The following is a 21,903-nucleotide window of genomic DNA, read 5'->3' on the forward strand; positions in this document are numbered from 1 at the left end:
TATTAATGTCAGCTTTGCTTGCCATAGCTTATCCCTCAGCGGCAGCAACCTGTGACAACTTAGGCGCATTATCCTGGTTGTTGGGGCAGTGGCAGATGCAAAAAGGCGACAAAACCTTGTGGGAAAACTGGCAAAAAGTCAGTGACAACAGTTTTGAGGGGCACGCAGGCAGCAACAGTAGCAAAGGACAAAGCAGTGAAGATTTGCGTCTGCTGGTGATGCAAGGTCAAATCTTTTATCTGGCCAAGGTCAGTGAAAATGCGCTGCCCGTTGCCTTCGCATTACAATATTGCACTGAGAATAGTGCCACTTTTGTCAACGCAGGTCACGACTTCCCTCAGCGCCTGCATTACCGGCTAGACGGTCAGCAATTGCATATCAGAGTGGAAGACTTACAGAGCAAGGGCTTTACCCTGCTTTTTCAACCCAGATAATGCGGATATTAAAAATCAATACTTAACTTATGTTCAAAGCCCAGGGCCAGATAGCGCCGATCAGGATTGTCATCCTGTTCAATATGAGCAGCCCAGGCATAGACCTTAGTTTGCTTACCCAGATGGTAATCGAATCCCAGGTTGTAGGTTCTGTCATCTTCCATACTCTGTAACTGAGCGCGCCATTCCCATTCCCCCCAGCGATGACTGTAACTGGCCAGAGCACCATTACGGGCGTCACCACCAGCAGAGGGGTCCTGTCGTTGCAACATAATGCCTAGCTTGCCAGCGCCCAGTTTATGTTGAACTGAGGCGCGAGTGACATCAAAGCCCGCCACATCAAAGTCCTGTGCCAGTGCGACAAACCAGGCGGAAGACTTTAGGTTAGCGTCACCATAAAACAGTCCTGCTGAAATAGCATCATCCCCTGCAGAGGACTTCTCAGCCTGATAAGTCAGCACGGCATGAAAACCATGCCATGTTGGTGAGGTGTAGGTTGCCACATCAGACAGACGATTTTCCCCTTTCCAAATGGCGGCAATATCACCTTCATAGTGGTTGTATAAATCTATTTTTCCCTGTGCCATCCACAGAGCTGTAAAATTACGTCCCAGCGTCAATTCGCCAAAACGCCCTCGCAATCCCACGTACTGTGGACGCTCCGTCAGGTTATCAACGCCCTTTTCCCCGGTAATATCGACTTTCCATTCAAGTCGGTAAACCACTGACAATGCTTCTTGCAGGCGGATATCGCCCTTTACGCCTATCCAGGAATTATTGCTGCGAATTTCGCTGAAGCTGTCCTCGCCCTCATCAGCTAATTGACCGTTAACATTTAGCTTTGCGTAAAACTCTCCCTGTTGACTAAGTTCTGCCGAAACCGGATTGGCAACCAAGCAAAGTAAGAAAGGAAGCAGGTATTTTTTCATAATCGATGTCCCTGTTGTGAATCCCATAGCTGCTGTTTTCAATGGTGTAACCATAAACAGCTCCTACCTATAGTTGACAAAATCATGGCTTGCAAAGAGTTATCTTGTGCAGCTGATGTCCCCTGTCCCAACAAGTCAGGCAGCATTCGATATTTTTATTAACCTTCACCTACTTGAGCTATGGTTATTCTAACAAAGTGGTCCTTGCTGCCCCTGGTCTAACACAATTTAGGATGTATCCGACACAAAGGAAGCCGTTGTATGATCGAGTTGAATAATCTGACTATTCGTACCAAGTTTTCTCTGCCACTGCTACTCATTAGCGTACTGGTGATCGTCGTCAGTATTCTCAGTATGAATAACGGAAAACGACTGTCTGCCGATGCCCATCTGTTGTCCAGTACCTTTATGAATGCGATAGACATTGGTTTAAATGCGGATCGTGATCTGTACCAGGCGCTTACTGCCTCACAAAACTATGTCACCAAGAAGTACCTGGGTCTGGCGAATTTTCAAAAAGAGCGTGACGAGTTTGACGAAAATGCCCAGCAAGCCCTCGATCGCATGAATCAGGTACGCGCTTTGGTGGCGGATTATCCGGATGTCACCAGAGCTATCAGAGACTTTGACCGGGATTATGAAACCTGGCACAACGCTGCCAAACAAGTGTTTGCTATGGCAGACGCAGGGCAAACAGCCGAGGCAGCAACCTATAACAGTACCAAGGTTATGACGGATTTTTCCAGACTGCGTAATCATTATGATTTGACAGGCGCCATGGTCAAAGAGCTTGCAGACAGAACAACGGCGGAAGCCAAAGCGGCTGGTGATCGGCAGCGCAATGTTCTGCTGATGGTTATTTTACTGGTTGTATTGGCTAGCGGACTCAGCATCGTGCTGGGTCCCAGATTAGTTACCAACAGGGTCAACGAGTTAAACCGTATGATAGCCACCATCAGTGAAGGTGAAGGCGATTTAAGAGGTCGTCTGAATAGCTCAGGCAAAGACGAACTGTCTCTCTTGGCTGGCACCTTTAATGGCCTGATGGCGAAGCTGCAGGAGCTGATCAAAATGATCAAAATGGATGCAGACCGCCTGGATAAAACCGTCACCCGCCTCAATGACTCTGCCAGACAGGGTAAAGAGATTGCCGGGGAGCAAGGTTCAAATCTCGATCAAATCGCAACCGCCGTCAATCAACTCAGTCATGCCGTACACGAGGTAGCCAACAACGCACAAAGTGCACTTAGCAGCACAAGGGAAGCCAAAGACAAAACCACTCACTCAACCGCCATAGTGGGCGAATCCGTCACTAGTATCAATAAACTTTCCGGCGCAGTCAGCCATGCCAGTACTGTGATCACAAAATTGGCCGATGAATCAAAAAGCATCGCGCAAGTGTTAGATGTGATAAGGGGTATTGCCGAGCAGACTAACCTGCTGGCTTTAAATGCAGCGATAGAGGCCGCCAGAGCGGGCGAACAAGGGCGCGGATTTGCCGTGGTGGCCGATGAGGTGCGAACCCTAGCAAGCCGCACCCAACAATCAACTGAAGATATCCAGCGTATGATTGAGGGTTTACAGAGTGGCGTTACTGAAGCGGTTAACGCAATTAATAGTGGGACCGACCAGGTTGAGGGTGTTGTGCAGATGTCAGAAAAAATCCGCCACTCGCTCACCGATGTAGAGGGGGCGGTCAATCAAACCAATGATATGATTTATCAAATTGCCACCGCCACGGAACAACAAAGCCAGGTGGTGGATGAGATTAATCGCAGCATCAGTGCCCTGCATGGTTTGTCGCAACAGAGTGTCAGCATTGTCGGTGACACCAAACAAGTATCTGATGATATTGGCAGTATGGCCAAGGGCCTGAATGACAATGTAGGGCGGTTTAAAGTCTGAGTGCCCCTTGTTTGAGCAGTTGCTCTAGGCGCACGCCAACAATCAGAATGTACCTTTGCCCATTTGCGGATAACGCCAGACTGACATGGGTGAGAAACTGGCGTGTTGAGGCATCATAGTGCAATGAACTGATATACAGAGGCTGATAACTCAGCGCCTGAACCTTCAGTTCATCGCCTTGCCAGTAGTCTGAGGTCACCACTGATGCAGCAATTAACTCGCCATTTTGCTGAGTCAGCATAAGCTCAGCAATAACACTCAGTTCTTGCTGAATGTCTCTTAGCTTTTGCGCCAACCCGTTATGCACTATCTGTTTGATCAGTGCCCCCGATGTCCCTTGTAACTCTGCCTGCCATTGCGCTTCGAGCTTTTCCAGCATGTCCGGGCTTGCCTCCTTAACCCTTAGTAGCCACTGTTCTATCATCGGCTGCAACGTGCCATTAAAACGATGCAAAAGGTGTTCAGTAATAAAGTCCTTTACCTGCTGACGTTCACTATCAGATAGCGCTCGAACCTGAGGATCGCATTTATCAATAGTAGCGTTAAACTGTTCCTGCAAGTCAGGAAAACGCTGTACAACAGCGGCAGAAAACGTCAAGGTTTTAGGAACATAACGCAGAAATTCACGATGACCAACCGGTGCTTTAAAAAGAAAGCGAACCTGGCTATCGTCTGCAACAAAGTAGTCGATGCGTCCCGCTTCAAATTGCTGAACCAACTGTGCAGTGTCTCGTGCTTTTATCAATGGCAAGAGTTGATTGTCTAATAGCCAGTTCTCAATATCTGATCCCCTGACCACGCCAAGCCTGTCCCTGGCCCCTTGCTCCACAACTGATTTGCGCTGAAATAGAAACCATTTTTCAAGCAGGATAGGTGAAGAGCTGATTCCCCCCGCGATTTCATCGGGCGAGGTGAGAAACACGCCATCGACCTTACCTTCGTTTAATTCACGTTTGGCTCTTGCCCATGGCAACATCAACAGTTCGAGATCAATATCCAGCTTGTTCATAATGCAACCAATGGTATTAACCGCGCGCTTGTCCTGCTCTTCACTCAACACATATTGCAGTGCTGAGGGGCTTTGTGTGGCTAAGGTTAATTGTGATGGCAATATCACACCATCCAATAACAGAAGAGATAAAATGGTCAAGCCATGCATCTTGGTTGTTCCATCAACAGATTCGACACTATTAAAATTTGGGTAAGCGAGTTTATATATAGAAACAGTAGCCTAAAGCGGCAATAAAAAAACGCAGCTCAAGGCTGCGTTTTTGTCTGCCTGTAGTATGTATCAGGCATAAACCGGGAAGGTTTCGCACAGGCTGACCACTTCGCCTTTGATGCGCTCAATCACAGACTCATCGCCCATATTGTCCAGCACATCACAGATCCAGGTCGCTACCTGCTTAGCTTGCTCTTCTTTGAAGCCCCGACGGGTAATAGCCGGTGTACCAATACGTAAACCACTGGTAACAAAGGGAGAACGGGGATCATTGGGTACCGAGTTCTTGTTAACCGTGATATTGGCGCGTCCCAGTGCCGCGTCCGCATCTTTACCAGTGATATCTTTGTCAATCAAGTCAAGCAGGAACAGGTGGTTTTCAGTACCATTGGATACCACTTTGTAACCGCGCGCCTGCATCACCGCAACCATGGCCTTGGCATTCACAATCACTTGTTGCTGATACGCCTTAAATTCAGGCTGCAGCGCTTCTTTAAAGGCCACGGCCTTAGCAGCGATAACGTGACACAAAGGGCCACCCTGATTACCCGGGAATACCGAGCTGTTGAGCTTTTTATAGATATCTTCGTCACCACAGGACGACAAAATCAGACCGCCACGAGGACCCGCCAGGGTCTTATGCGTGGTGGTGGTCACCACATGGGCATGCGGCAGTGGGTTAGGATATAAGCCCGCCGCGACTAAACCGGCAACGTGCGCCATATCCACCAGCAGGTATGCACCAACCTTATCGGCAATAGCGCGGAAACGCGACCAGTCCATAATGCCGGAATAAGCTGAAAAACCAGCAATAATCATACGCGGCTTATGCTCAAGGGCCAGCGCTTCAACCTGGGCATAATCCACTTCACCGGTTTCTTCGTTCAGACCATACTGAACCGCATTGTATGTTTTGCCGGAAAAGCTCACCTTAGCGCCATGGGTCAGGTGACCACCGTGAGCCAGGCTCATACCCAGCACAGTGTCATTGGCATCCAGCAGCGCCATAAATACTGCACTGTTGGCCTGAGAGCCGGAATGAGGCTGTACGTTGGCATAATCAGCGCCAAACAGTTGCTTGGCACGCTCAATGGCCAGATCTTCGGCCACATCCACATATTCACAACCACCGTAATAACGCTTATGCGGGTAGCCTTCAGCGTATTTGTTGGTCAGTTGAGAGCCCTGTGCTTCCAGTACCCTGGGGCTGCAATAGTTTTCTGAGGCGATGAGCTCAATATGATGCTCCTGACGCTGAGTCTCATTCTGAATGGCCTGATACAGTTCAGGGTCGAAATCTTGGATATTCATGGCGCGTGAAAGCATCGTTTCTCCTCAGGGAATGGGGGCCGTCGTTGGCCGGCTCGGTCTGCGAAAAAGAGGCCATATTCTAGTCATTTTACCCCGGATGTACATAGGTAAGCGCTCATTGCCTGCCACCGAATCGCCATAAGCGAAAATTTACTGTTATAAAGCGTCCGGTCAGCGCCTTTTAACCATATGGATATCTGGTTTAGAATATCCGTCATCTCAAACCAGCAAAGCTTGGAACTTCATGTCTCAATACGTTTACACCATGCACAGGGTTGGCAAAATCGTGCCGCCCAAGCGCGAAATTCTTAAAAATATCTCACTCAGCTTCTTCCCTGGCGCCAAAATTGGTGTCTTGGGTTTAAACGGGGCCGGTAAATCCACACTGCTACGCATTATGGCCGGCATTGACACAGACATTGAAGGTGAAGCCCGCCCTCAGCCAGGCATTAAGATTGGCTATCTGCCGCAGGAACCTCGCCTGGATGAAAGCAAAGATGTACGGGGCAATATCGAAGAGGCTGTCGCAGATGTGGTGTATGCGCTGAAGCGTTTGGATGAAGTCTATGCGGCTTATGCAGAAGAAAACGCGGATTTTGATGCGCTGGCCAAGGAGCAAGGGGAACTGGAAGCCATTATTCAGGCTAAAGACGGGCACAATCTGGACCATGCCCTGGAACGTGCCGCCGATGCATTGCGTTTGCCGCCCTGGGATGCCGATGTCAGTAAGCTGTCTGGTGGTGAACGTCGCCGTGTGGCACTGTGCCGATTACTGCTTGAAAAACCCGATATGCTGTTGCTGGACGAACCCACCAACCACCTGGATGCAGAATCTGTGGCCTGGTTAGAGCGCTTCCTGCACGACTATGAAGGCACAGTGGTCGCAATTACCCACGACCGTTACTTCCTGGATAACGTGGCCGGATGGATCCTGGAGCTTGACCGCGGTCACGGCATTCCTTGGGAAGGCAATTACTCGTCCTGGCTTGAGCAAAAAGACAAACGTCTGGAACAGGAAGAGAAAAGCGAGCAAGCCCGCCAGCGCTCCATCAAACAGGAACTGGAATGGGTACGCAGCAATGCCAAAGGGCGTCAGGCCAAGAGCAAAGCACGTATGGCGCGTTTTGAAGAGCTGTCCAGCGGCGATTATCAGAAACGTAATGAAACCAACGAACTCTTTATCCCACCCGGCGAGCGTCTGGGCGACAAAGTGATTGAGGTTAAAAACCTGCGTAAATCCTATGGCGACCGGGTACTGATCGACGATTTAAGCTTTACTATGCCCAAGGGTGCCATCGTTGGCATTATTGGTCCCAATGGTGCCGGTAAATCCACGTTGTTCCGTATGCTAAGCGGTATTGAACAACCTGATAGTGGTGAAATTGTGGTGGGTGATACTGTCAAGCTGACCAGCGTTGAACAGTTCCGCGACCACTTGGATGGTGACAAAACCGTTTGGCAACAAGTGTCTAACGGCCAGGATATTCTGCGTATCGGCAGCTTTGAAATTAACAGCCGTGCTTATGTCAGTCGCTTTAACTTTAAAGGCAACGACCAGCAGAAATTTGTTAAGGATCTGTCTGGTGGTGAACGCAACCGATTGCACCTGGCAGAGCTGTTAAAAGCCGGTGGCAACGTGCTACTGCTTGACGAACCAACCAACGATTTGGATGTGGAAACACTGCGCGCATTGGAAAACGCATTGCTGGAATTCCCAGGCTGCGCCATGGTTATCTCGCACGACCGCTGGTTCCTGGACAGGGTGGCCACCCACATTCTCGATTACCGCGACGAAGGTCAGGTGAACTTCTACGAAGGCAACTACACCGACTACGAAGCCTGGCTCAAAGAAAACTTTGGTAAGGACGTAGTCGAACCACACAGACTGAAGTACAAGAAAATCAGTAAGTAAATGGTTCGACTACCTGCAGCAGGAGGCTGCAGCATTCCAGTAGAAAACAGCAGGCCAGACCTGCTGTTTTTTGTTATTAAACCACACTGCTATTTTTGCCCCAGACCATCCGCCAGATACTGCCAGTACTGAGTTATCAGCAAATTTCGCTTGCAGGCTTGGTTTTTCCACTATGAATCATACAATTAGCTTTAGATTGAATATGTATTTTATGTGTATCTGTGACTATGCTTATACCAATATGGTCAGGCCTAATACGATGACAACAGAAAACCGTCGAAAATTTACCCGCATTGTTTTTTCCGCGCCTTGTGAACTGCGTCAGGGGCAGCGTAAATGGCAATGCGGCTTGGTAGATATTTCCCTAAAAGGGGTGTTGATAACCTGCCCGCACGACTTTAGTGCCGATCAGAAAGAATCTGTACTGTTGGTGGTAAGTTTGCCGGGCATGGCTAGTAGCATTATGCTGGATGGCCAGATTATGCACGCAGATGACAACCAGGTGGGTATCAAAATCAATATGATTGATATCGATAGTGCCTCTAATCTGCGTCGTCTTATCGAATTGAATGTGGGCGATGACTCTTTATTAAAACGCGAGCTGGAGGCGCTCGCGTCACCAGATGAGGGAGACCATTAAAGTGCTTCAAGGGCCTCAGCCAAGCGTTTTACCCCGGTCACCTGCATGCCTTGAATTGGCTGTTTAGGCATATTGGCTACCGGCACAATAGCCCGGGTAAAGCCGTGTTTGGCGGCTTCAGCCAAGCGTTCAGCGCCATTGGGTACAGGGCGAATTTCCCCCGCCAGTCCCACTTCCCCAAACACGATCAATTCGCGTGGCAGGGCCTGATTACGGAAACTGGAAATCATCGCCATCAACAATGCCAGATCGGCGCTGGTTTCATTGACCTTAACCCCACCCACCACATTCACAAACACATCCTGGTCGTTCATTTGGATATTGCCGTGACGATGCAGAACCGCCAGCAACATACCCAGGCGATTTTGGTCGAGTCCCACCGCCAGGCGACGTGGATTAGCCATTTGTGAATAGTCCACCAGCGCCTGAATCTCAACCAGCAGAGGTCGTGTGCCTTCCCAAATCACCATCACCAATGACCCCGGCGATGCCTCTTCTTCACGGCTTAAAAATATCGCCGACGGATTGCTGACTTCACGTAAGCCCTTATCCGTCATGGCAAAAACCCCTAGCTCGTTAACTGCGCCAAAACGATTTTTCTGCCCTCGCAAGGTACGAAAACGGCTATCGCCATCCCCTTCCAACATCATTGAACAGTCTATGCAATGTTCCAACACTTTAGGGCCAGCCAGGCTGCCATCCTTGGTTACGTGCCCCACCATCAACATGGCGATATGCTGCTGCTTGGCAAAACGGGTTAAATAAGCTGCGCTTTCCCTGACCTGAGATACACTGCCCGGTGCCGATTGCACATCAGCCACATGCATAACCTGAATGGAGTCGATAACCATCAGTTGTGGCTTATGTGTCAACGCCACATCACAGATTGTTTCAATACTGGTCTCTGCCAGCAATTTCAATTTATCGGTAGGTAAACCCAGCCGGTGCGCCCGAAGTGCCACTTGTTGCAGTGACTCCTCACCAGTGACATACAGTGCTTCGCGCTGTTTGGCTAGATTACACATGGTTTGCAATAACAAGGTACTTTTACCTGCACCAGGTGAGCCGCCAATCAAAATGGCTGAACCTGGCACCACTCCCCCGCCTAACACCCTATCCAGTTCTTTAAAACCGGAAGAGAAACGCGGCAGTGCCTGTAAGTCTATATTGTTAAGGGTCTGCACCTGCGCCGATGTTTGCCCGGCATAACCATGTCGGCGGTTGTCGACACCGCTTTTAGCCGGTGAGACAACAAATTCCGAAATGGTGTTCCAGGCACCACAATCATTGCACTGGCCCTGCCAGCGCGGGAATTCTGCACCGCAGTCACTGCAAACAAAGGCTGTTTTTCTTTTTGCCATCGCCAAACGAATAAGATCCAATGATGGCGCTAAGCATACCAGCTTTGTTCATAAATCGGAGTGAAGAACAAACTCTGCAACAAATAGTTGGAAAAAAAATAGACAGAAGTAATGAGTATCTATATGGTTTTCACGCTTTCAGGAAGAACAGATAAACATCAGGATTGTAGGCCCATTAACTACTAAATAAAACATCATCATGCAGTACCCTCAAGGACTGGAACCCAACTTTATCGAAAAGCTCGTTCCTCATGTAACGTCCCCACATTTAGATAAGTTGCTGGTGAAACTGCTGCCACAGGCGCCGAAATCAGAAATCTTTTTGCTAAAAATGGAATTGAAAAGATTGAGTACGCCCTGCAAGCGCGTTCTTGATCTGAGAGAACGTGGCGAGTGCCGTGTCTTTAACCATGATGGTATCGATCACTTTATCTCGGCCGTTGCAATTGCCGAATTCCAGCGGTTGCTGGGGGTATATGGTTGTTACACTATCGGGGTATTTGAAGCCATAAACAGCAAAGTCGCGAGTAAAAACGCTGCTCCTGTCAAAGCCGCACCTGAAGCAGTAACGTCAGGCCAGCGCTACCTGGCCGATATTCTGTGCTTTCGTGGATACAATACCCGTAGCGAAGAACGGATGAATTTTGTTGTTAGTCTGGAAATAGCCGTACAACAGCACCAACGTATTCAGGCCAGCAGTGTTGACATTTCTGTTGGTGGAATGCAAATCAAGACACCTGCTTCCGCCACCTTCACACTAGGGCAACATCTAAATATTCGTTTCCTCGGGCTTGAGCAGGAATACCTGCTGGATAAGTCTGGTGTGGCATACCAGGTCGTGCGCATTGAGCAGCGTAACGACGCACAATACCTTTGTTTGCGCCGCCTTAGCGCGCCTGCCACTCCAAAATTTGATGAATTTCTGCAAAACTTTATTCGCGGTAACAAGCGCCGCTACAAAGTCAACCTTGAGAATACTCTACAGGCTATCCTGGCCCGGGGATTTGAACAGTATCTGCTCACCAATATGGTGGGCTTGCCGGTCTTTATTTGTCAAACAGAACAAGGCTCACTGCAGGCCAGATATGCATTGCTTAACGACGCAAACAGCTGTATTTGGCAGTATTGGCAGCAAGATAACGCAGGTCAATTGAATAAGGTTCTGAGCAAAAACCGTATACATCAATGGCAACGTTGTGACGCTGGGGAAATAAAAGACACCTTGTATAGTTTTCAAGTCGAGCGACAAGGAAAGACACATTGGTATTCGGCTAGTGCGACAGAACTGTCGGCTGACACAGCTTTGCGCCAGGCGTTTTTCGGCTTTGGCGCGCGTCAGGAGAGCTGGCGCGTGCACTTAATACAAATGACACAAGCCAGTCCTGAACAAGCCTATGTTCCTACGACACTCCCTGACTCCCTGAGCGAAACAGTTCGGAAACTAAACCGCCCCACTCCAGCCAGGCTGTTGGCCCGAATGCGCGGCATCAGTCATATACTGTGGATGCATGACATTACCAATGAACATGCCAGCAAGCTATACAGACAACCCAAAGGTAGTACTGTGGCCCTGCGGGTTCTGCAAAAATCAGCTCATGCTGGACTTGCTGATGCAGCACAGGTTTTAGGCGTGAGCTTTCAATACCGCAGCCAGCGCAGTGAAAACAGATTTAAACTGGAAACGCCCGTGCAACTTAAAATAGCCGGGACGACCCTGATGGCGGCAACTGAAGACGTATCCAGCCAGGGCATTAAACTGCGACTGTCAAGACCAGTACCAGAACAAAGTGAACTGTTGCTTAGTTTCCCCAAACTGCAATCATTGACCAGCCGATATAAGCTTAAAGACATCCCCTATCAAGTCCGGGCCTGGCAGGAACAGATTGTCAGATTACAGTTGCAAAATTGCGACAGTTCTCCGGGTCAGGATGCAGCGCGTTTTTTCACCGAATTACTTGACCGCAACAGGCGAAAACTTCCCAAGGATCCTGAAACTCAGGACTCGCTTGACCTAGGTGAAGCCCTGCGGCGTATCGCCAATGCAAACATCCCTAACCCCAGCTTGTTTTTCAGTCGTCAAGGCGCCAGCTTCATTCCTGACGCCAGTGTCCGTCCCAGCCAGACCCATGATTTTATGCGCGCCTTGTTTTATCAAGCCGAACCAGAGCTGGCAGATTTATCCTTGCTGTTCTGTCGCCAGGCTGGGCGCTACTTTAACGAACGATTAAAACAGCTCAGCAATGCTACCGAACCCGCCTCGCTGGAGTTGTACCTTGCTATGGATCGTAACAAGCCCGGCATGGTGGCTAATGCTATTTTCCAAGGCCAATTGGACAACACGGACCTTACAAACCGCTTTATACATATGACTCATGAGCAAGGTAAGCTTCGCGCTTTCAGGTTAATACTGCATAAACTGGGACGCCCAGACACCAGCAGTTTTGACGCGGAGCTGAAGTATGTCAGTGTTTATGCCACCCATAAGGCCAGGATCCTGGAGGATCGCCTGTGGAATGTGATTTGTTTAGTTGAAGTACTGGATGTTACGCAGGAAGTTTTAATGCGATATGACTTGCCAGCGCAAGAAAATTCCTTTACTACCGATAATATAGGTATAACAGACGAGCTTGATAAAGGGCAATGGCAGCAGGAATCGAACAATACCAGGAACTTATCGAACAGCTGAAACCTGTGGTCAAGGAACCGGCTTTTAACCAGATCCTGTCCCAGGTGGCGGCAAACGTGCCCCGCCCTAAACGTTTCCTACTGAAGATGGAACTAAAACGCCAGGCTAAGCCTTGTCAGCGTATTATCGACCTTCGCGGCTCAGTAGATGGTGAATGCTTGCCGTACGAATTCGACGGTATCACCCATTATCTGGATGACATTGCCCAGGAAGTTTTTGAGCGTCAGGTACGTTGCTTCGGCGCTTACACCCTGGGAGTGTATGAAGCTGTTTGTAACACCGAGAATAATTTCAGGGTTATGCACAGCAAACAGCTGGCCGAAGGCGAAATGCTCAGTGGTGAGGCCGATACTCAGCAGAGCCTGCCTTTGGAAAGTCGTTATGTGGCGCCATTAATCGACTTTGCAGGTGTGCATCAACGCCGTGAAGAGCGCATGAATTTTGTCGTGCCGGTAGAGCTTTTTACCGAACTTAAGGAATCCGTGCATGCGACCAGTATTGATATCTCGGTTAGTGGTTTAAAGGTTAAAGCGCATAAACGCTACATGTTTAAACCCGGCGAAAAAATAACCGTACATTTTCGCGGCCTGGAACTGGACTATGGACTGAGTCGTGGCGAAGGCGTGCATTACCTGGTAACCGACATAGATCACAGCCGGGAAGAACAGCGCCTGGCGTTGAAGCGTCTCTTTGATCAGGAACAAAAAGCGTTTGATCAATTCCTTGAGCGTTTCATCCAGGGTAACAAGCGCCGCTACAAGGTCAATATGGACAATACTATTGACGCTATTGTCGCCAAAGGCTACGAGCAATACTACATTCCCAATATTACCTCAGTGCCGGTATACATTGCCCAGCACGGAGACGAGCTAGAGCCTCAGTATCTGCTGTTTAATGACTGCAACAGGGAAATATTTCGTTACTGGCAGGACGAAGATAATCACCTGAGACTTGGTTACCTGTTTGGTCGCCAACGTTTGCAACAGTTACTTGCACGTGAGGCAAATCAGCGCGAGATGGTCCTGTTTGCGTTTTCCCATGTTACGCAGGGGCGTTGTTATTTTTATTCTGCCAGCATGGAAGAGCTGGATGCCAACCCTGAATTGAAGGGGGCTTTTCTGGCCTACGGTTCGCGCAAAATCAGCTGGCGGGTGTTTAAGTTGCAGCTCAGTGAAATGCACCCCGAGCAATGCCATTTGCCACTCTCTCTGCCCGACTCAGTCAGCGAAATGGTAAGGCGGCAAAACCAGCCACCGCCACCGCGGCTGATGTCCAGATTGAAAAATCTGCGCCATATCGCCTTGATAACAGACATTAGCAGTGAATGGGCCACACAGGCATATCAGAAACGTAAACTGCAAAAACAATTGCTGACCAAACTCCAGCTGTTCTGCCATCCGCGCAACCGCGCACCTGCCGCTATTTTACCTTTCCGTTTTAAATACCAGGAGTTGCGTCGTGAAACCCGTTTTCTGCTTCGAACCCCTGTGCAGTTGGTGCATCAGGATCTAAACCTTAGCGGTGTCAGTGAGGATTTCTCTGCCAGTGGTTTGCGTATTGAATTGCAGCATCAGTTTCCCCTGGATGCAGGCGTTCAACTGGAAATCAGTTTGCCCAAATTGCAGAAACTCACTCAAAAGCATCAGCTCAGCGGCATTTATTACGACGTGGTACATGTCAGTGCAGACCGTAATATAGTGCACCTGATGTTAGGTGACAGCAGCCGCGAACAGCACGCCAAAGCCTTCTTTCAGGAACTGATAAAAAACAACCGGCGCAGTCTTAAACCTGTACATGAACAACAGGAAATGGCTGGCATTGGTGAAGCTTTGCGAAATATCTATGCCGCGAATATCCTTAATCTGGCGGCCTTTATTCGTAAAGACGGAATACAGTTGTTACCCGACAGCCTGGCTCGCGTACCCGTTGAACATAGTCTGGCACCGCTTTTAACTTACCGAAGTGACGAACAACATCGTAATCTCTATGTACTTTACGCAGCTCGCATGGAAAGCCGTAACTTCATTGAACACAGTTTAAAGGGTATGCGTACCCACAATGTTCCCAGTGCATTTGAACTCTTTGTTGCCTTCAACCCCAAACAAGCCAATATACAGCAAGCCATTCAGGTCAAACTCGCTATGCAGTTCAGCAATGATGCGTTGCGCCGTGAATTTATCAGCCAGGCGATGGGGAAAGGACGTTTTTTTGCCCTGAAGCTTTTTATAACCAAAACCGGCCGACCGGATATCAGTTTACTTCATTCGGAGCTTACCTACGTGAATGGCTATGCCGTGCATAAGGCAAAAATGCTGGAAGAACAATTGTGGAATGTGGCGGCAACGGTGGATTTACTGGATATAACAACGGAAGTGATGTACCGATATGGCTTTAACAGCCACCATATTGAAGCAAACAGTTCAGGCCATGAGGTTTAACATCAGCACCTTGTTAAACCAAAAAATAAGGGCGTAATCTTTCGAATTACGCCCTTTTCTGGAATAGGATCCTTTGCCCTTTTTCGCTTTCACCACCCGCGTGCTGAACAGCTTACTGGTGACCAATGCTTTTAGGGCATTGTCCTGAATAGTTCCTCGTTCATGTTCATACCCAATGGCGCTTCTTTTTTTCATACATATCTCCTCGTTGATGGCCTTGAAGTCTATCAAATTCAAATAAACCCGCCAGCCCTCTGTAGTAAAAATCAACGATAACATCAACTTGAAGTGGGTTGAGAATCCCCTTGGTTACCCGTAAATATTCTATAGCCGCTTTTTCCTTCGCGCTTAACCTGATACATAGCCCAATCGGCTTGTTCAATCAATTCATTAAGCTTGATGCTGCACTGTGGGTAGAGACTTATGCCGATACTGGCACCCAGATTGTACCTGTGCGCTTTGATTTTAACCGGCAGGAGTAATTGAGCCAATATCTTGTCGGCAATGCCATGCGCCTGTTCAGCATTATCAAGTTGAGTCGCTATCACGACAAATTCATCACCACCAATTCGGGCACAGATGTCCGTGCTGCGCAAACTGGACTTCAGACGCTTGGCCATTTCCTTTAATACCAGATCGCCAACCTTATGGCCCGCATTGTCGTTAATGGGTTTAAAGTCATCCAGATCTATGTAGAACACAGCCATTAACTGATGTGGCCGATTTGCTAAGGTCACGGCATGTTCAAACAAGTGATTGACATAGAGCTTATTACGCAGACCAGTAAGCGGATCGTGATATGCCAGGTTCAAGGCCCGCTCTTCGGCATCCAGTAACCTTCTCTGGAAACTCTGCAACAAAGCAGCCAGCAGCGACAGATAAAGTCCCAACACTAATAGGGTACCAAGCAAAAAGCCCTGCACACTCCATTCGCGGAAATGATAGATGACCGGATACACGCTGGCCCAGTGGATCGCCAAAAGCAGACAAATCAGAGCACAGATACGCAGCAGTGACTTAGCGGGCGGTGACTTATACTGATATATGCGCCAGGTCATATTCAACAGCACAGTCACATTGAACGCTGCAAAGCTGATACGGAATAGCCAAATTGACCAGTCGGCCCCCCAACTGACTAGCATCAAAGCCTCAATCAGAATAAATCCATACCAAAACCAGGCTGTTGAGCTGGATAGATTGAGAAAACGTAGCAACCCGGTATATAACAGCAACTTCTCCAACATATTGAAGAACGCATACAAAGCCAACGGCAACCAGAGGCTGTCAACACTTTGTGTCACCAGCAACACCAGGCGTGCCAATAGAGCACAGCCAATAGCGGCAGCCCACCATATGGCACCTGAATTGGTTCTGGGAATCCGGCTCATCCATAAAAACAGGATAAAAAACACAAAATACACTGACGAGCCAATGGTGTGAACGACTTGAAACAGCATAGGGCACCCTGCTTGTTGTGACCAACAATACACCCTACTATCCAATGTAGGATACAGCTCCTAATAACCTGAATATCTTGGCGTTTTTTTCATAATAGCAGCGTTTTTCAGGAATGAAACAAACTAGCCTTGCCCGCCCAACAGCCAACCGGCTACCTGAGTAAAATGATCATTCTGGCAACTGGGATGAGTCAGGATATTGATATGGTCATAATCCAGTTTGTTACCATTGGCTATGCCAAGCAATGACTGGGGAGCATCAGCCATGCCCAGCTCGGCCATAAAACGCTGCATATCTTTGACATGACCAAGTGCATGGTCCTTCACGCCGGTAATAAACCAGGTTACAGGTAGCTGCAGGCTTTTGGCAGCCGCCTGATAATCAAAACCGTCCGTTGGATCTTGCCAGCGACGCTGTTTCACCCATTTGGTCACATCACGCCAGTTAGCAAAGGTTTCATTGTCTGCGCCCAGCCCCATTTTCTTGGCCGGCAAATAGCCATACCAACCGGATACCAGCGGCGAAACCAGCCCCCAGACCAAGTCTACTTTCAACCAACGCTCTGGGTTATGCACTTTGACGCTACGCTTGCTGCCAAAAAACACCTGGCGTTCAATTTGTTCAATCCATTGCGGATGACGCAATAGGCAGGCCATCATCAACACCCCGCCCCAGGAGTGGGCCACCACACTGAATTTGCCCTGATGACGATGGCTGACCAGTTCCATCGCCCTTGGCAGATCTTCATTAATGTAATGCCATTGGCTATGCTCCGCCCCTCTGGCGATGGACGGTGTGCTTAAGCCCCGGCCACGCAGGTCCAGTACATAGACATCAAAACCTTGTCTGGCCAGAAAACTCCCCAGCCCCCGCCCCTTTTCATTATAAAAAATGCGGCCATTCTCGATAGAGCCATGCACCATTAATATGCCAGGGCCGGGCTCTTTACCAACCTGACTGATATGGCAAAGGTGCAACTGGTGGTCGCCACCATCCAGATACAGGGATTTATGCTGAAGATCCTTTGCCATCACCCTACCTTAACAAATACAGTAATTCGTCCAGGCCACCAAAGCGAATTGCCGCATCGGCCTTTTCCAGCACCAAGGGTTTAGCCTTATAAGCCACGCCAAGGCCCGCAGCGTCCATCATCACCAGATCGTTAGCACCGTCTCCCATTGCAATGGTTTGCTCCGGGGCAATACCAAACTGCCTGGCCAGGTCTGTCAGAGTCTGTGCCTTGACCCTGGCATCGACTATACCGCCTTGAACTTTACCAGTCAGTTTGCCATCAACGACTTCCAGTTGATTTGAAACAGCAGCATCCAAGCCCAATCGATGTTGCAGGTAATCGGCAAAGAAGGTAAAGCCGCCTGATGCAATGGCTATCTTCCAGCCCTTGCTCTTAAGTACTCGCACCAAACGCTCCAGTCCCGGCATTAATGGCAGCCGGTCTCTGACCTGACGCAATATCTGCGCATCGGCGCCAGCCAAACACCCAACCCTTTCGGTCAGGCTTTGAGCGAAATCCAGCTTGCCCTGCATCGCCAGCTCAGTGACTTCTGCTACCTGTTCACCAACCCCAGCCAGCAACGCAATCTCATCAATACACTCCATCTGAATAACCGTGCTGTCCATATCCATCACCAACAAGCCCGGCTTAGTCAGGGTCGGCGCACTAGCTAGCAGATTCATTTCAATTTGCAGACTTAATGCCAGTTGCTGCAGTACTCCCTGGGGAAGCCCTTGTGGACAAACCCGCACCGACAATGCAGCGGCTGGCTCATGCACACAATCGTCCACCAAACGTTTTTGTATCGCACCAATGTGCAACCAGGATTGCATTGCATCCTGCACGGCCAGCAATTTTTCCAGGGTCAGGGCTTGTGCACGAACCACCAACTCAGCAGATTGCCAATCAGGTGCGGTCACAGAGCCAGCCGCACCAGATAAAGAACAACTTATCCCGCCTAACTGGGCTTCGCTCAGGTTAGTACAAACTCTGCTACTGGCCAGATGAAACAACTGCAGGTCAGGGATGGCAAACAGATCTTGTAAGAAGGCGCTGGAGCAAAGCTGCTCCGAAGTCAGTTGTAATTCGGTCACTACGGCTACCTTGACAGGACTGGCGAAATAAGACCCAGGATTCTTGCAGGCTTACTCTGACAATTCAATAGCCAGGAACGGCAAAAGCAGTTAGCAAATACGTCACACCGTTGTAGCATAGCGACCCAAAGCAATGAAAAGGAGGCCCAATGCAGCAATCTCAAGCCGGTGCGCTGAGTGGTATTAAGGTACTGGATCTCAGCCGCATACTGGCAGGCCCTTGGGCGACACAGATGCTGGCCGATTTTGGGGCCCAGGTGATCAAAATTGAGCCGCCAGGTAAAGGTGATGATACCCGCAATTGGGGACCGCCCTTTGTGGATAACTTTGAGCAAAATGCCGCGTACTTTTGTGCTGCCAACCGCAATAAGCAATCGGTAGCAGTAGACTTCGGCCAGCCTCAGGGCCAGGACATTATTCGCCAATTAGCAGCAAAGGCAGATGTACTGGTGGAAAATTTTAAGGTCGGCGGATTAGCCAAGTATGGTCTGGATTACGCCAGCCTGAAATCACTTAATCCGCGACTTATTTACTGCTCTATTACTGGTTTTGGACAAAGCGGCCCTTTGGCATCCAGGCCCGGTTATGATTTTATGGTGCAGGCCATGGGCGGGCTGATGAGTCTCACCGGAGAGCCCGACGGCCAGCCAACAAAAACCGGCGTTGCGGTAGCAGACATTCTGACCGGTTTATATGCCTGTAACGCCATTCAGGCCGCGTTACTGTATCGCCACAGCACAGGTGCCGGGCAACACATTGATCTGAGTTTGCTGGATGTACAGGTGGCCAGTCTGGCTAACCAGGCGATGAATTATCTGGTTTCGGGTCAGTCACCGCAAAGACAGGGCAACAGCCATCCTAATATTGTTCCTTATCAATGCTTTGCCACATCCGACGGACATATTATTGTGGCCATCGGCAATGACCAGCAGTTTGCCCGCTTCTGCACCCTGGCTGGCTGCGAATCGTTGCAAAACAACCCGAGTTACCAAACTAACGCATTACGGGTAGCGCACCGGGAAGACTTGGTTGCAGCCATTCAATCCATCATGCTCACAAAGTCCAGTCAGAGCTGGCTGACAGAGCTGGAAGCCGCCACCATTCCCTGTGGCCCTATTAACAATCTGGCGCAGACTTTTGCCAACCCGCAAGTACAGCACCGCCAACTTAGGCGTCAGTTCGACTTACCTGATGGAAGCCATCTGCCTTTTGTTGGTAATCCAATCCAGTTCAGTGCTTCAAAGGTGACTTACCGCCATCCGCCCCCTTTGCTCGGGCAGGATACCAAGGCCGTTCTTCATCAGGAACTGGGGCTGAACGAACAGGACATGACTGACTTACAGGCTAACGGGGTTATAGGGTGAATAACCTTACTATGTACTTGCAATTAACCACCGTTCCCCTATTGTAGCGGCATATGAATACCAAGCATTTATTTCATCTGGAATGGGGGTTACCCAGCACCTATTCCATCTACAAACGTCTGGCCAATCTGGGATTGGCGGTGGTGGCTGCGGCTGTTGGTATTAATATCTGGCTATCCAGCGTTGAGCAGGATCAGCAAATTTTAAGCGCCCAGGCGGATCAGTTAGGTAACAGCCTGGTTTCCCATAGCGCAAAACTGGCCGCCAGCCTGATGCAGGATCAGGATATTAACGCCGTACAGCGCACCTTGCAGCAGTTGGTGGAAGACAACCACGTGTTAAATGCCACCTTGCATAATGAATATGGTGAGTTAATGTACGAAGCCGGACAGAGTCTGGACCTGGTTGATATGTTCAAAACTCAGGTATCAAATCAACCCATGCTGTACGTCAAAGAAGTGTTTCAGGACGATAAACTACTGGGCTACATTCGCCTTATTATGGACCGCCAGGCCATCATGCATTTCCAGACTCAGGTTCAGGATCACCGCCGCCAGCAAACATACGCGCTGTTATTGCTTGCCTTTGCGATTGGTGTACTGGTGACCCGTGCTTTTTATAAGGTTCGTTACCGTAAACTGGTGACAGCGCCATCTTCAGCATCAAGACCTATTGAGTTTAAATAACTGGCGGGTGTTCTGCTCGGTTTGCCTTTCCAGTTGTTGACGGGACTCTTGGCGAAGGGCAACCAAGCTGTCAAGTACCTGGCTTAGATATACTGGGCTGTTTCTAGCCCCCTGACGCCCGCTCATGGGCATATCCGGGCTGTCGGTTTCCAGCAGCAAAGCTTCAAGTGGCACCTGACTTATGGCTTGGCGGGTTTTACGCGCTCTGGGATAAGTGATAGTGCCGCCAACCCCTAGTTTGAACCCCTGCCCAATATAAGCCTGGGCTTGCTGCTTTGAGCCGGAATAGGCATGTATCACACCGCCCTGCGTAAAGCGCACCGTTTTAAGGCAATGCAGAATCAGATGGTGAGACTTACGGTGGTGAATAATCACCGGCAGTTGGTGCTTCTCGGCCAATTTTAACTGCGCCATAAACACCTGTTCCTGTAGCCCTGCGTCGGCGTCGATGGCCAGGTCAATACCTATTTCGCCGACGGCCACCACCTGCCCTGCATATTCCTGCAACAGGCCGTCCAGTTGCTCAAGGTGTTCAGATTGAAAGTCGGCCAGAAAATAAGGATGCAGGCCCAGGGCGAAATGCAGGTGGGAATTAGCCTGACATAAGGTAATCAGCTTTGGCCATTGCGCAGCGCTGACACCTGGGATAACGATATCTGTAACGCCATGCTGCCTTGCCTGTGCAATCTGCACCTGCCGGTCATGATCAAAATCGCTGAAATCCAGATGGCAATGGCTGTCAATCACGTTAGCGCCTTAAGGCATTAAACGTTCTATCTGCCAAGTGTTGTCGGGCTGACGACGATACACAAACCTGTCGTGCAATCGGTGCTCGCCCCCCTGCCAAAACTCGATTTCATGTGGAATAACTCTGTACCCACCCCAAAAGCTGGGCAACGGCACTTGCCCTTTGGCAAATTTGTCTTTTACCTCAGCAAATTTACTCATCAGCAACTGCCGGGTCGATATTGGGCGGCTTTGCTGTGAGGCCCAGGCCGCAAGTTGGCTCTCTCGGGGGCGGGACAGAAAGTATTTGCTGACTTCCAGGCTGGATAGCGACTCCACCACGCCACAGACTTTTACCTGGCGTTCAATGATATGCCAGGGAAAATGCAGGGAAATACGCGGGTTTTGTTTAAGCTCTTCAGCCTTACGACTGCCCAGGTTGGTGTAAAACACAAAGCCATCAGGGCTGACATCTTTAAGCAACACAATACGCTGTGAAGGTTGCCCATTGGCATCAACGGTCGCGACTGTCATTGCGGTCGGATCAGGTAGCCCGGTATCAATAATGTCTTTCAACCAGGCGTCAAACTGTACTATGGGGTCGTCATGCAAATCCTGACGGTCCAATCCCCCGCGACTGTACTCCCGGCGAATGTCAGCAAGTTTATCCAACATAATCTCTCTCCAAAAGCGGGGACAGTGCAGTCGTGAAAGAGGCAGTTCAA

At 49.5% G+C, this 21,903-nt stretch carries 18 protein-coding genes; 8 read left to right on the forward strand and 10 right to left on the reverse strand.

Features of this window, described 5'->3' with window-relative positions; genetic code table 11:
* Window positions 1-5 precede the first annotated feature (5 nt).
* A complete protein-coding gene (locus tag ABD028_RS16830) occupies window positions 6-434 on the forward strand; it encodes a DUF6265 family protein (RefSeq protein ID WP_343846419.1) in 429 nt (142 codons plus the stop codon).
* An 8-nt stretch (window positions 435-442) separates the two neighbouring features.
* Here ABD028_RS16830 and ABD028_RS16835 read toward each other — a convergent pair whose 3' ends face one another.
* On the reverse strand, window positions 443-1,363 hold the full coding sequence (locus ABD028_RS16835) for a porin (protein WP_343846420.1): 921 nt from the start codon (window positions 1,361-1,363) through the stop codon (window positions 443-445).
* A gap of 261 nt (window positions 1,364-1,624) precedes the next feature.
* Between ABD028_RS16835 and ABD028_RS16840 the strand changes: the two genes are divergently transcribed.
* The gene (locus tag ABD028_RS16840) at window positions 1,625-3,268 is read left to right on the forward strand and encodes a methyl-accepting chemotaxis protein (protein WP_245921456.1); all 1,644 of its coding nucleotides are present in this window, start codon (window positions 1,625-1,627) and stop codon (window positions 3,266-3,268) included.
* On the opposite strand, the gene ABD028_RS16845 is transcribed toward ABD028_RS16840, so the two are convergent.
* Entirely contained in the window at window positions 3,258-4,427 is a 1,170-nt protein-coding gene (locus ABD028_RS16845; RefSeq protein ID WP_102795668.1) for a transporter substrate-binding domain-containing protein, read from the reverse strand. The genes ABD028_RS16840 and ABD028_RS16845 overlap by 11 nt on opposite strands.
* 132 nt (window positions 4,428-4,559) lie before the next feature.
* Window positions 4,560-5,816, reverse strand: a complete 1,257-nt coding sequence (gene glyA, locus ABD028_RS16850) for a serine hydroxymethyltransferase (RefSeq protein ID WP_343846423.1) — start codon at window positions 5,814-5,816, stop codon at window positions 4,560-4,562.
* 229 nt (window positions 5,817-6,045) lie between these two features.
* Here glyA and ettA point away from each other — a divergent pair, with 229 nt between their 5' ends.
* Window positions 6,046-7,713, forward strand: a complete 1,668-nt coding sequence (gene ettA, locus ABD028_RS16855) for an energy-dependent translational throttle protein EttA (RefSeq protein ID WP_343846425.1) — start codon at window positions 6,046-6,048, stop codon at window positions 7,711-7,713.
* A 172-nt stretch (window positions 7,714-7,885) separates the two neighbouring features.
* Window positions 7,886-8,353 (forward strand): PilZ domain-containing protein, encoded by a 468-nt coding sequence (locus tag ABD028_RS16860; protein ID WP_102795671.1) that lies wholly within the window; start codon window positions 7,886-7,888, stop codon window positions 8,351-8,353.
* On the opposite strand, the gene radA is transcribed toward ABD028_RS16860, so the two are convergent.
* Complete coding sequence (gene radA / locus ABD028_RS16865) at window positions 8,350-9,714, reverse strand: DNA repair protein RadA (protein ID WP_102795672.1); 1,365 nt, start codon at window positions 9,712-9,714, stop codon at window positions 8,350-8,352. The two genes, ABD028_RS16860 and radA, sit on opposite strands and share 4 nt — an antisense overlap.
* A gap of 199 nt (window positions 9,715-9,913) precedes the next feature.
* On the opposite strand from radA, the gene ABD028_RS16870 reads away from it, so the two are divergent.
* Both ABD028_RS16870 and ABD028_RS16875 read left to right on the forward strand, forming a co-directional pair.
* Window positions 9,914-12,400, forward strand: a complete 2,487-nt coding sequence (locus ABD028_RS16870; RefSeq protein ID WP_343846428.1) for a PilZ domain-containing protein — start codon at window positions 9,914-9,916, stop codon at window positions 12,398-12,400.
* A complete protein-coding gene (locus ABD028_RS16875; protein ID WP_343846430.1) occupies window positions 12,355-14,838 on the forward strand; it encodes a PilZ domain-containing protein in 2,484 nt (827 codons plus the stop codon). The genes ABD028_RS16870 and ABD028_RS16875 overlap by 46 nt, the downstream gene beginning before the upstream one ends.
* Here the strand turns inward: ABD028_RS16875 and ABD028_RS16880 are convergent.
* From ABD028_RS16880 to serB, 4 genes are all read right to left on the reverse strand, one after another.
* Window positions 14,821-15,033 carry a ribosome alternative rescue factor ArfA gene (locus ABD028_RS16880; RefSeq protein ID WP_343846432.1) on the reverse strand — a complete coding sequence of 71 codons (213 nt, stop codon included), beginning with the start codon at window positions 15,031-15,033 and terminating at the stop codon, window positions 14,821-14,823. The genes ABD028_RS16875 and ABD028_RS16880 overlap by 18 nt on opposite strands.
* Window positions 15,034-15,116: 83 nt before the next feature.
* Entirely contained in the window at window positions 15,117-16,295 is a 1,179-nt protein-coding gene (locus ABD028_RS16885) for a diguanylate cyclase domain-containing protein (RefSeq protein ID WP_343846433.1), read from the reverse strand.
* A 123-nt stretch (window positions 16,296-16,418) separates the two neighbouring features.
* Window positions 16,419-17,327 carry an alpha/beta fold hydrolase gene (locus ABD028_RS16890; protein ID WP_343846434.1) on the reverse strand — a complete coding sequence of 303 codons (909 nt, stop codon included), beginning with the start codon at window positions 17,325-17,327 and terminating at the stop codon, window positions 16,419-16,421.
* A 4-nt stretch (window positions 17,328-17,331) separates the two neighbouring features.
* Window positions 17,332-18,402: a phosphoserine phosphatase SerB gene (serB, locus tag ABD028_RS16895; RefSeq protein WP_216362523.1), complete on the reverse strand. Its 1,071-nt coding sequence runs from the start codon at window positions 18,400-18,402 to the stop codon at window positions 17,332-17,334.
* Between the two features lie 149 nt (window positions 18,403-18,551).
* Between serB and ABD028_RS16900 the strand changes: the two genes are divergently transcribed.
* Both ABD028_RS16900 and ABD028_RS16905 read left to right on the forward strand, forming a co-directional pair.
* On the forward strand, window positions 18,552-19,766 hold the full coding sequence (locus ABD028_RS16900) for a CaiB/BaiF CoA transferase family protein (RefSeq protein WP_343846436.1): 1,215 nt from the start codon (window positions 18,552-18,554) through the stop codon (window positions 19,764-19,766).
* A 53-nt stretch (window positions 19,767-19,819) separates the two neighbouring features.
* Entirely contained in the window at window positions 19,820-20,452 is a 633-nt protein-coding gene (locus ABD028_RS16905) for an AhpA/YtjB family protein (RefSeq protein WP_343846438.1), read from the forward strand.
* Here the strand turns inward: ABD028_RS16905 and ABD028_RS16910 are convergent.
* Both ABD028_RS16910 and pdxH read right to left on the reverse strand, forming a co-directional pair.
* On the reverse strand, window positions 20,429-21,199 hold the full coding sequence (locus ABD028_RS16910) for a TatD family hydrolase (RefSeq protein ID WP_343846440.1): 771 nt from the start codon (window positions 21,197-21,199) through the stop codon (window positions 20,429-20,431). The two genes, ABD028_RS16905 and ABD028_RS16910, sit on opposite strands and share 24 nt — an antisense overlap.
* 9 nt (window positions 21,200-21,208) lie before the next feature.
* Window positions 21,209-21,853: a pyridoxamine 5'-phosphate oxidase gene (gene pdxH, locus ABD028_RS16915; protein WP_102795679.1), complete on the reverse strand. Its 645-nt coding sequence runs from the start codon at window positions 21,851-21,853 to the stop codon at window positions 21,209-21,211.
* Between the last annotated feature and the right edge of the window lie 50 nt (window positions 21,854-21,903).

This window comes from Bowmanella denitrificans (assembly GCF_039522935.1).
Taxonomy (GTDB): Bacteria; Pseudomonadota; Gammaproteobacteria; order Enterobacterales; family Alteromonadaceae; genus Bowmanella; species Bowmanella denitrificans.